Origin of the sequence: Halomonas sp. (assembly GCF_052095695.1) — a bacterium.
GTDB lineage: Bacteria > Pseudomonadota > Gammaproteobacteria > Pseudomonadales > Halomonadaceae > Vreelandella.
Window position 1 is genome coordinate 25,758 of the sequence record NZ_JBQDLQ010000034.1, and the last position, 11,908, is coordinate 37,665.

The 11,908-nt window shown below is 52.0% G+C and carries 6 protein-coding genes and 1 pseudogene; 4 read left to right on the forward strand and 3 right to left on the reverse strand.

From position 1 onward, the window contains the following. The first annotated feature begins 276 nt into the window (after positions 1–276). The 3 genes from acnB (at position 277) to ACTH5D_RS08885 (ending at position 5,507) form a co-directional block, all read left to right on the forward strand. Positions 277–2,880, forward strand: a complete 2,604-nt coding sequence (gene acnB / locus ACTH5D_RS08875) for a bifunctional aconitate hydratase 2/2-methylisocitrate dehydratase (protein WP_441670329.1) — start codon at positions 277–279, stop codon at positions 2,878–2,880. A 126-nt stretch (positions 2,881–3,006) separates the two neighbouring features. After that, positions 3,007–3,504, forward strand: a complete 498-nt coding sequence (gene rraA, locus ACTH5D_RS08880) for a ribonuclease E activity regulator RraA (protein ID WP_441670331.1) — start codon at positions 3,007–3,009, stop codon at positions 3,502–3,504. A gap of 116 nt (positions 3,505–3,620) precedes the next feature. Further along, positions 3,621–5,507: a glycerophosphodiester phosphodiesterase family protein gene (locus tag ACTH5D_RS08885; protein WP_441670333.1), complete on the forward strand. Its 1,887-nt coding sequence runs from the start codon at positions 3,621–3,623 to the stop codon at positions 5,505–5,507. Between the two features lie 4 nt (positions 5,508–5,511). Here ACTH5D_RS08885 and ggt read toward each other — a convergent pair whose 3' ends face one another. Continuing rightward, a complete protein-coding gene (gene ggt, locus ACTH5D_RS08890; protein WP_441670335.1) occupies positions 5,512–7,302 on the reverse strand; it encodes a gamma-glutamyltransferase in 1,791 nt (596 codons plus the stop codon). A gap of 204 nt (positions 7,303–7,506) precedes the next feature. Then, complete coding sequence (gene ppsA / locus ACTH5D_RS08895) at positions 7,507–9,882, reverse strand: phosphoenolpyruvate synthase (RefSeq protein ID WP_441670337.1); 2,376 nt, start codon at positions 9,880–9,882, stop codon at positions 7,507–7,509. Positions 9,883–10,191: 309 nt separating this feature from the next. Between ppsA and ppsR the strand changes: the two genes are divergently transcribed. Continuing rightward, entirely contained in the window at positions 10,192–11,025 is an 834-nt protein-coding gene (gene ppsR, locus ACTH5D_RS08900; protein WP_441670339.1) for a posphoenolpyruvate synthetase regulatory kinase/phosphorylase PpsR, read from the forward strand. A gap of 17 nt (positions 11,026–11,042) precedes the next feature. On the opposite strand, the pseudogene ACTH5D_RS08905 reads toward ppsR, so the two are convergent. Beyond that, a pseudogene (locus tag ACTH5D_RS08905) lies at positions 11,043–11,279 on the reverse strand (hypoxanthine-guanine phosphoribosyltransferase); the annotation flags it as partial. Positions 11,280–11,908: the final 629 nt, after the last annotated feature.

An 11,908-nucleotide genomic window follows, 5' to 3' on the forward strand; every position in this document is an offset into this window, starting at 1 on the left:
GCAACAAAGTGCCCCATTTAAGACTAAAAATATTAATTAAACATGTTTTTAGCGGGTTGCCGTCGCAACATCAGCACAAAGTACAAGTGTCTGTTCTGCTTGCCAGCTTAACATTGTCGACAGTTTGTCGTAGAATCTCAGTCATCCAACCAGGCGCTGTTTGTCAAGCGTGTACCACATGGTATCGGCCACACTCTTGAACGCTGTGCAGCTAACACCGTGCAACGTGCAGACCGTTACCATGAAAATGAAAAAAGCAAATGAGAGGGCCCCAACGTGATTGAAGCTTACCGCCAGCATGTCGAGGAACGTGCCGCTGAGGGCGTCCCGCCCAAGCCCCTAAACGCTGAACAAGTCGCTTCACTAGTTGAGCTACTAAAAACACCGCCGGCTGGCGAAGAGGAATTCATCCTCGAGCTGATCACCAATCGGGTACCGCCAGGCGTTGATGAAGCCGCCTATGTCAAAGCGGGCTTTTTAACCGCTATCGCTAAAGGTGAAGCAACGTCTCCGCTGATCGATAAAGTGCATGCCGTCAAATTACTCGGCACCATGCAGGGCGGCTACAACATCGTTTCTATGGTTGAGCTGCTCGATAATGAAGAGCTAGCCCGTGAAGCTGGCGAGCAGCTTAAGCACACGCTGCTTATGTTCGACGCCTTTCACGATGTTGAAGCGCGGGCCAAAAATGGCAACAGCGTGGCAAAAGACGTTATTGAATCCTGGGCAGAGGCTGAATGGTTCCTGTCTAAACCTGCAATAGCAGAAAAAATCACCCTCAGCGTGTTTAAAGTACCGGGTGAGACGAACACGGATGATCTGTCACCGGCTCCAGATGCCTGGTCACGCCCCGACATTCCGCTACACGCCAATGCGATGCTCAAAAACGAGCGTGATGGCATTGAGCCAATCGTGCCAGGCACAACTGGCCCGCTGAAGCAGATTGAATACGTTAAAGCACAGGGCTTTCCTGTCGTATACGTAGGCGACGTTGTAGGCACCGGTTCTTCACGTAAGTCCGCCACGAACTCCGTCTTATGGTTCTTCGGCGACGATATTCCTTACGCACCGAACAAGCGTGCTGGTGGCTTCTGCTTTGGCAATAAAATAGCGCCCATCTTCTTCAATACGATGGAAGATTCCGGAGCACTGCCGGTTGAGATGGACGTTGCCAACCTGCACATGAACGATGTTATCGACATTTATCCCTACCAGGGGAAAGTGTGCAAGCACGGCACCGACGACGTTATCACCACGTTTGAGCTTAAAACGCAGCTGATTCTTGACGAAGTACGCGCAGGTGGTCGTATTCCGCTGATCATTGGCCGTGGTTTGACAGGCAAAGCCCGTGAGTCACTGGGGCTGCCAATATCAGAGGTTTTCCGCCTACCCGACCAGCCTAAAGATACTGGCAAAGGCTTTACTTTAGCGCAGAAAATGGTGGGTAAAGCGTGTGGGCTTGAAGGCGTTCGTCCAGGCATGTATTGCGAGCCTAAGATGACCACCGTTGGCTCACAGGATACGACTGGCCCGATGACTCGGGATGAGCTGAAAGACCTTGCCTGTCTTGGCTTCCAGGCCGATCTGGTCATGCAGTCTTTCTGCCACACCGCCGCTTACCCCAAGCCGGTCGATGTAGACACGCACCACACTCTGCCCGACTTCATTATGAACCGTGGCGGTGTATCGCTGCGCCCTGGCGATGGCATCATTCACAGCTGGCTTAACCGCATGCTGCTGCCTGACACTGTCGGCACCGGTGGCGATTCACATACGCGCTTCCCTCTCGGCATTTCCTTCCCTGCAGGCTCAGGCTTGGTCGCTTTTGCCGCAGCGACGGGCGTTATGCCGCTGGATATGCCGGAATCGGTACTGGTTCGCTTTAAAGGCCAGCGCCAGCCGGGCGTTACGCTTCGCGATTTGGTTCACGCCATCCCGCTTTACGCCATCAAACAAGGCTTGTTGACCGTCGACAAGTCGAATAAGATCAACGCTTTCTCTGGCCGCGTGCTAGAAATAGAAGGCCTTGAAGACTTGACCGTTGAGCAAGCGTTTGAGCTTTCCGATGCGTCTGCCGAGCGCTCAGCTGCCGGCTGTTCGATTACGCTTTCGGATGAGAGCGTCACGCAATATTTGAAGTCCAACATTACGCTGCTGAAGTGGATGATGGGCAATGGCTATGGCGATGAGCGCACGATTAGTCGCCGTATTGAAGGCATGGAAGCATGGCTTGCCAACCCAAGCCTGATGCGTGCTGACAAAAACGCCGAGTACGCTGAAATTATCGAAATTGATCTGGCTGAAATTAAAGAACCGGTTCTATGTGCGCCGAATGATCCAGACGATGCGCGCCTGCTATCTGACGTAGCGGGCCAGAAAATCGATGAGGTCTTTATCGGTTCATGCATGACCAACATCGGCCACTTCCGTGCGGCCGGAAAACTGCTTGAAAAGCAGCCTGCAGGTAGTTTAAAAACTCGCCTTTGGCTGGCACCACCGACTAAAATGGATCAGCATCAGCTGACCGAAGAAGGCTACTACGGTATCTACGGCCGCGCCGGCGCGCGGATGGAAATGCCGGGCTGTTCACTGTGTATGGGTAACCAGGCCCGCGTTGCTGCCAAGAGCACCGTGGTGTCCACGTCTACACGTAACTTCCCGAACCGACTTGGCGATGGTGCTAACGTGTACCTCGCCTCTGCGGAGCTGGCTGCCGTTGCCGCAGTAGAAGGACGCCTACCCAGCGTTGAAGAGTACCAACGTTATATGGGTGAATTTGACGCCATGGCTGGCGAGATTTATCGTTACATGAATTTTCACGAAATTGAGGAGTATCAGAAAATCGCCTCAAACGTGATTCCGGTCGCGCAAGAAGCCTGACCGCCCCATCGCCGATGCTCGCACCATCACAGTCCCTGTGACTTATCACACTGGCTGAGTCGATGACCGAACGCCCCGCCACTGTGTAACAGAGCGGGGCGTTTTTTTCATTTGCATAAGGAGCGTATGATGCCCCATTCCATTCAAATAGTGACACCGGACCTATGCGACGCACATCCTGACGTTGCGGTGCTTGACCCCATGTTTGCCAATTTTGGTGGTCTCGACGCTTTTTATGGCCCTATCCGCACCATCAAATGTTTTGAAGACAACTCACTGGTTAAGCAAGCTGTTACTGAACCCGGCAACGGTGCGGTATTAGTAGTAGACGCAGGTGGATCATATCGCTGCGCCATGCTGGGCGATATGCTAGCAGAGCAAGCGGTAGCAAACGGCTGGGCGGGCGTGGTGATGTACGGCTGCGTACGCGATGTTGATATTCTTGCCAACCTTCCGCTCGGCGTTCAAGCACTAGGCAGCCATCCGCGTAGAAGCAATAAACACGGTGAAGGCCAACGCGATGAGCCGGTGGCGTTTGCTGGCGTCACGCTTAAACCCGGCCAGTGGCTGTATGCAGATAATAATGGCATCATCGTTGCTGCGCGCGAGCTGCCGCTATCTTAAGCGACTTTTGCCATCACGGACCAATGCTTGCTTAACCACGTTGCTCTTCTACGATCCTCTTGCCAGGCGTGGCAGTTGCTGCCACTCTGGTAATTCATTCTAAACATTTAATGACAATGCAGCCGTTGACCCACCTTGGCTCTGCCTTACTACGCACATTGCGCGATCATCTGCGTCCATTGATCGCCTATCATTTATTTTTCACTCTGCTCGCTTCGGCCCTGCTGCTGCCCGCCATTACTTGGGTGATACGTGGCCTGCTTGCCCAGCTAAATCGCACCGTAGTGACCAACGACGAACTGATCGCCCTGTTGTTTAGCCCACTGGGGCTTATCGGCATGCTGGTTGGGCTTGGGTTCACGTTTCTCATTATTTACTGGCAGCAAGCTGGCATGTTGCAAGTAGCCGTCAGGCCGCGAGATAACCATTATCGTCTCGCGCTTGAGGCACTCTGGCTGAGCACTCGCCGACTGCCCGCCCTAGCGGGTTTGGTCTTTCTTCAGGTCGGTACGCATCTACTTCTTCTAGCGCCCTTTATGGCAGCCCTCGCTTGGCTCTATAGCGTTTGGCTAAGCGGCATAGACCCCTACTATTTACAGCGTGTGCGTCCACCCGCGCTATGGTATTTCATTGCCTGCGCCCTGCCGCTGATCGCCGTTTGGACATGGGCAGCGTCGTGGCTCTATCTACGCTGGCTGCTGGCCCTTCCATTAGTGGCGCTGGAAAATTGCCCACCTTGGTTGGCCTTAAAGCGCAGCGTTAGTCTCACTCAGGGCTGGCGACGCTCTATTGGTGCCGCCGTACTTCTCCTACTAGTAATTATTATTAGCCTACCTTTCCTGGCTACCTTACTTTTCGACCGTCTTTTCACGCCAATGCTGTGGTGGCTTCCCGAGCACAGCGCAGTGCTTATTCCCGCCATGTTGGCGTATTTAATTGGCTATGTACTGCTCACTCTCACCATTACCTTTGTCGGCATTGCGACCAATGCGCTGCTTTCTGCATGCCTCTATATGCAGCTTGCTCATCATGAGCCTCGTCCCGCGTCTCCAGCGACAGATGCCCACACAGGCAAGCTTGCCTGGGCAGTTGAGCTTAGCGTGTTAGTTTTTGCGGGCCTGCAGGCCTGGTGGATACTCAATAGCTTTGAGATACGTGACAATGTTACCGTCATTGCTCATCGCGGCAGCTCTATGGTGGCGCCTGAAAATACCCTGGCAGCCGTCGATCAGGCGCTAGTCGATGGCGCCGACTATGTCGAAATTGACGTCCGTTTGAGCACAGATCAACAGGTTATGCTTTACCATGACAGAAGCTTGGTAAGGTTAACCGGTGATAACCGTGAGTTTGATGATTTAACCCGAGAGCAGCTTAGCCAATATGATATTGGCAGCTGGTTTGGCGATGCTTTTCAAAACGAGACCATACCCGGTTTAGATGAAGCACTCAGTCTTGTGCGCGGTAAGGCTGGCTTAATGATCGATATGAAGCCGTCACCTGGGCAAGAGCAGGCATTAGCCGATGCCGTGATAGATACCCTAAATGTCGAGAGCGATCTACGCTACCGCTGCTGGGCAACCCAACAAAGCGCCTTCGATGGATACACTGCGTGCGGCTTTCCCAATGTGCTTTTAGCTACGCGCGTCGCCACCATGTCGCCATCCCTACTTACGCATATTCATGAACGAGCGCCAGCCCTGCGCGTCACGCTGCTGGCACAGCTAATTCTTCCTGGAACGCTAGATAGGCGCGAATTTGATGCGCTCGGGTTAAGACACAACCGTATCACTGAAGGGGAAGTGCGTTTAGCAAGGCTATATGGTTACGAGATACACGCCTGGACAGTTAACAGCAGCGCCCGAATGTCGACGTTAATTGACCTGGGTGTCGATGCTATTATCACCGACTACCCAGATCGTTTAACGGCACTTATACACGACCGCCGCGAGTTAAGCGACGGTGCGCTCATGCTGGTGAAATTGCGTAACTGGCTACGCCAATAAATCGCTAGTCACCCATCACGACGCCTTCACGCCGCGGGTCAGCGCCACCAAATAGCGTGCCGTCTTTACGGCGCATAATGGCCTGCAGCCCGCTGGTCAACTCAAGCTCGCTCACGGTGTGGCCGCGCTCGCGCAGCGCATCTATCGTGGCGTCAGAAAAACGCCCCTCCTCAACAAACACATCGCCGCCTAAGGTAATCGCATGTGGAAGATTCAGTGCCTCTTGCGCATTGAGCCCCCAGTCACGCAGCGCAACCAACGTACGTGCCGTGTAGTGAATAATCGCTGCACCGCCCGGCGAGCCTAAGCTTGCTACCAGCTCGCCACTTTCTTGGTCAAACACTAGCGTTGGGCTCATGCTAGAGCGTGGCCGCTTGCCCGGCTCGACTCGGTTGGCCACCGGCTCCCCATCCACCTCAGGCTCAAATGAGAAATCGGTCAGCTCATTGTTGAGGAAGAAACCACCGGCTAAGCCTGTGCCACCATCTGATAAAATTCGTGAGCCAAACGCTTGTTCAATGGTGGAGGTCATCGCGACGGCATTGCCATCTTCATCAATGATACTAATATGGCTAGTGCCATATTCGGGCTGGTCTGGCTGAGAAGCCCAGGTTATCGCCAGCTCACCAGGATTACCTGGCTCGGCGCTGTCGCCCATGCTCATCTCGCCAATCAGCGCGCTGCGTTGCTGAAGATATTCCGGCGCCAGCATAGACGACCAGTCGCCACCGGGCGCATCTACGAAGTCGGGGTCGGCAATATAACGACCGCGATCCGCAAAGGCTAAACGCGAGGCCTCTAAGAACTGATGCAACCATCCGCTGCTAGAAGCACCATTATTTAACGGCGCTTCAAGCAACGGCTGCTGATCTAGCATACCTAGCGTCTGCATGACGGTTAGATGGCCGGACGACGGCGGTGGAAAACCGCACACTTCCCACTGTTGCCAAGGCGTACACAGCGGCTCCCGGTCGACGGCTTCATAGCCACTCATGTCATCAAGGGTTAAGCTGCCGGGACGCTCAGGGTGATTTTGAACTAGCGCTACGATATTCTCTGCCACCGCGCCCTCATTTAAAGCATCGCTGCCTTGGGCTGCTACGCGTCGGAAAATTTCTGCCATAGCTGGGTTTTTAAGCGTTTCACCCACGGCGATGGGCTCGCCTTCTTCATCATAATAAAACTGGCTGGCTAGAGCGTCTTGGCGCAGGTATTCATCGCTAGCAAGGGTAGTATGCAGACGATTGCTAACAGCGAACCCTTCCTCTGCCAGCGCAATGGCGGGCTTAAATAGCTCTTCCCAAGCCAGCTCACCGTGCTCAGCATGCGCTTTTTCAAGCATTCGCAGCGCACCCGGCACGCCCACTGAAAGCCCGCTGGCCACCGCGTCCATAAACGCTAAGGGCTCGCCGTCTTCCATAAATAGCTCACCGGTTACGCCTTGTGGTGCAGTCTCACGGCCGTCGTAGGCACGGATGTCTGCGCCATCGTAATACATCAAAAAAGCACCGCCGCCAATCCCGCTGGATTGAGGCTCAACCAAATTTAATACCATCTGTACTGCGATGGCGGCATCTATCGCGTTACCACCGGCTTTTAAAACCTGGTAGCCCGCGTCAGTCGCCAACGGGTTCGCTGCAGCGACTGCAAATGAGTCAGCGGACCAACCCGGTTTTTCTTCATAGCCCGACTCGACTTCAGGCGAAATTGAAGGTGCTTCATAGCTAAAACCCCAGCTATATATCGGCACCACCAGCAAACTTGGCAATGCAAATTTCATCTGTTTTGGGGACATCACAACGCTCTCCCGCGGTTTTTGGAATGACAAACTGTCGATGGCAGTATCTTAAAAAGCTGCTTTTAAAAAACCACTGATGATAGCGATCTTTTGAAAGAGACTACCAGTGAACGGCAAAAGCTACCCGATTCAGAGTAGTTTATAAAACATTAACGCCCGGCACACTGGCCGGGCGCAACATAAAGACAACCACTTGCAAAATTAATCTATTTTTTGACCTGCCAGCATAAACCATGTCTCCAGGACTGCATCAGGATTGAGCGATACCGAGTCAATGCCTTGCTCCATCAGCCATTTCGCTAAATCAGGATGATCAGAAGGTCCTTGGCCGCAAATCCCCACGTACTTGCCCTTGGCTTTACATGCCTGAATCGCCATGGCGAGCAGTTTTTTAACTGCTTCATTTCGCTCATCAAAAAGGTGAGCCACGATACCTGAATCACGATCTAGCCCCAGCGTTAGCTGAGTGAGGTCATTGGAGCCAATCGAGAAGCCATCAAAATACTCAAGAAACTCATCAGCGAGCAGCGCATTTGCCGGCAACTCACACATCATGATGACCTTCAGATCGGAAGGCCCGCTGCGCTCCAAGCCATTAGCCGCCAGCAGTTCAACGACGTTACGCGCCTCATCGGTGGTACGTACAAAGGGCACCATAATTTCGATATTTTCAAAGCCCATCTCTTCACGCACCCGCTTCAGTGCACGGCACTCAAGCTCAAAGCAGGGGCGGAAGGCCTCTGAAATGTAGCGTGAGGCGCCACGAAAACCCAACATCGGATTTTCTTCGCCAGGCTCATACAGCTTTCCGCCGATCAGATTCTCATATTCATTGGATTTAAAGTCGGACAGCCTGACAATCACGCGCTGAGGGTAAAACGCAGCGGCGAGCGTTGAAATCCCTTCGACCAGCTTGTCGACGTAAAAACTGACAGGGTCAGCATAGCCTGCCGTACGCAGATCGATCACCTGCTGCAAATCCACGGGTAGCGTGTCGTACTCAAGTAGCGCCTTAGGATGGACACCGATCATACGATTAATAATGAACTCCAAACGTGCTAAGCCAACCCCCGCGTGAGGCAAACTTGCAAACCCAAAGGCACGATCCGGATTACCGACGTTCATCATAATTTTAAAAGGAATTTCCGGCATGGCATCGACGCTGGAAATTTTGCAGTCAAAATCCAGCAGCCCAGCATAGACATTACCCGTGTCGCCTTCGGAGCACGATACGGTGACATCAATACCCTCTCGCAACTGAGTCGTGGCATCGCCACAGCCAACCACCGCAGGAATACCTAGCTCACGGGCAATAATAGCGGCGTGGCAGGTACGTCCGCCACGATTGGTGACGATAGCCGACGCACGCTTCATGATCGGCTCCCAGTCTGGGTCCGTCATATCCGTGACTAATACGTCGCCATCATTAATCTTGTCCATATCATCTGGGCTTAAAATGACTTTAACGGCACCGCGTCCAATGCGCTGTCCAATCGCCCGTCCGGTAATCAGCGTGCGGCCTTTCTCGCGCAGCTGAAAGCGTTCTAGCTTGCCGCCCTCCTGCTGGGAGACCACCGTTTCAGGGCGAGCTTGAACGATATAAAGTTTCCCGTCATCACCATCCAGGGCCCACTCAATATCCATTGGGCGATGGTAGTGCTGCTCAATCGTCATCGCTTGGCGCGCTAAATCCATTACCTGCTGATCATTTAGACAAAAACGGCCACGATCTTTGTTCGGGACGTCGATAGTTTCTACTGACTTGCCGGCACTGGCTTCTTTGCCGTAAACCATCTTAATCAGCTTTGAGCCCAAATTGCGGCGCAGAACTGCGGGGCGACCTGCTGCTAACGTCGCTTTATGCACATAGAACTCATCCGGGTTAACCGCACCCTGCACAACCGTTTCTCCCAAGCCCCAGGATGCCGTTACAAACACGGCATCACGAAAGCCAGACTCGGTGTCGAGGGTAAACATGACGCCAGCTGCGCCGGTTTCAGAACGCACCATTTTCTGCACACCGGCAGACAGCGCAACGTTCTCATGAGCGTAGCCGCGATGCACTCGATAGGAAATCGCGCGATCATTGAATAAAGAGGCAAAGACTTCATGCACGGCGCGCTTAATATTGTCGAAGCCATCAATATTCAGGAACGTTTCCTGCTGACCGGCGAAGGAGGCATCCGGTAAATCTTCGGCTGTCGCCGAGCTGCGCACGGCTACTTTTAACTGTGGGTATTGCGCCTGCAGTTGAACGTAAGCATCACGCAGCGCTGCTTCAAACGTTGGGGGCAGCGGTGTATCAATGATCCACTGACGGATATTGCTACCCGCTTCAGAGAGGGCCTTAATATCGTCTACGTCTAAGCGAGCAAGAGTTGCATTAATACGCTCATTCAGCCCTTCGTGAGAGAGAAATTCACGATATGCGTGAGCAGTAGTGGCAAAGCCACCGGGAACGGTAACGCCAGCGCCTGACAAATTAGAAATCATTTCACCTAGCGAGGCATTTTTACCACCTACGCGCTCGACGTCCGTCATACCCAACTGGTCAAACCACAGAATGTATTCTTCCACGTAACCTCCTCACTCTCAGACGTCGACATGACCACTGATACAGTCACGAAAACCACGGACCATGAATTATTGGCTGAGACACACTAGCACCGCACTCACGCATTCGCCATTGGTCTAATAGCGAAGGCAGTGGAGGATTTTTACAACAGCAAGCCTTTTTAGGCCAATTCTGTAGTCAGCGCTATTTTTGGCAGGTCTTTTTTACCGGGCCATTATAGACAGGATCATTTTAGACGGAACCACTGCGCACGTTATGATGTTAAACCACTCAGCCCACAATAGATGAATCACTCACAGGCGGATTTTATTATGAAGCGCACGGCTTTTTTTATTTCTGATGGCACCGGCATCACGGCGGAAAGTTTAGGGCGCAGCCTGCTAGCCCAGTTCAGCGATGTTGACATCAACATGCTGACAAAGCCCTATATCGATACGCTAGAAAAAGCACAGGCGCTGGCAGAGATTATTGAAGCAACGGCCAGCCGTGACGGCCAGCAACCTATCATCATTGACACCATTGTTGATCAACAAATTCGTAACGTTATTCGTCAAGCGTCCGGCTTTAAAGTAGATATTTTTTCGACTTTTTTAGAGCCTTTAGAACAAGAGCTGGACACCCACTCATCGTATAGCGTTGGCCGAACGCACTCGATTGGCAGCGACGATGTGTATATGGATCGCATTCACTCCGTGCACTTCGCACTGGACAACGACGATGGCGCACGTACCCATCAATACGACAAAGCGGACATCATTCTGGTGGGGGTTTCACGCTGTGGTAAAACACCGACCTCGCTCTACTTAGCGCTACAGTTTGGCATTCGGGCCGCTAACTATCCGCTGACCGAGGATGATCTGGATGAAGACGGCATGCTAAAACTTCCCAAGGCGCTTGCGCCCCATCGACAAAAACTGTTTGGGCTGACCATTGACCCGCGTCGTTTGGCCGCCATTCGCAATGAAAGGCGCCCTAACAGCCGCTATAGTTCAATCGATCAATGTTTGCAGGAGGTAGATCAAGCGGAGTCGCTATATCGCACAATGCACATCCCTTTTATTGATGCGACACGCTTCTCAGTTGAAGAGATTTCGACACGCATGATTGCCGAAACTGGACTAGCGAGGCGCTTTTCGCCCCGCTAATGTTGAATGGCGAATCGTCACATGCCTTTGGGTGCAAAAATCCCCGGAGCGTTGCGCCAGTAGCCTTTATAGTCCATTCCAAAACCAAACACATAGCGGTCGGCCACTTCCAGGCTGCAGTAGTCGGCCTTTAAGCCAGGCACCGCTTTACGGCTGTGCTGTTTATCGACCAGTACAGCCGTCGTAACGCTGGCGGCCTTTGCTTCTTGGCAGTAGGCCAAGATACCGGCTAACGTTGCGCCTTCGTCTAAAATGAAATGGGGTAACATAGACACCACCACAATATACCCCTGCTAGGCGGGTTGAGACAACACCGCACTCAATAACTAAATGGAATATAAAACATATTCTATATAACTAATATTTTATGCTCGCTATCGCTCACTTGGCTATTGAATGTCGGATTATGGAATTAACGGTGCTTCTGTTTTGGCTTGTGTGTAGCTTTCTGTTGGTAGGTATGGGTAAGTCCATAGGGTGAAATCTGGAATGACTTGCAGGGGCTTTCAAACAAGTAAAAGCCCCACCCTGCTCAAAGGTGGCCTACTCAGCTCAATGCTCATAAACAAACACTTCTATTAGATTGGTGTTTCTAGATCTAGAAAAGTAGATATAAACACTAAATAAAGATATTGATTTTTCAAATACTTAATAGAAACCCAGCATTATAAATAGAGCTTCATTTACCCTATGACATTCTTAACACGGTGTTATAGAGCATGGGGAATATTTCTTTGTATAGGTATATCGCTAAAACCATTGAAAATAAAAATAAATAATTGAGCTCAACTAAAGGCTAAATAAAAAAGTTATATTTTTTTGGTTTATGGGGCTGCGGCGAATAAATCCGGGTGCTATTATTTAAACATCGGAAGCAAACACA

Coding starts and splice junctions, on each gene's coding strand:
- ggt (WP_441670335.1), bottom strand. CDS start 7,302: ATGTCCCCAAAACAGATGAAATTTGCATTGCCAAGTTTGCTGGTGGTG.
- ppsR (WP_441670339.1), top strand. CDS start 10,192: ATGAAGCGCACGGCTTTTTTTATTTCTGATGGCACCGGCATCACGGCG.
- ACTH5D_RS08885 (WP_441670333.1), top strand. CDS start 3,621: ATGCAGCCGTTGACCCACCTTGGCTCTGCCTTACTACGCACATTGCGC.
- rraA (WP_441670331.1), top strand. CDS start 3,007: ATGATGCCCCATTCCATTCAAATAGTGACACCGGACCTATGCGACGCA.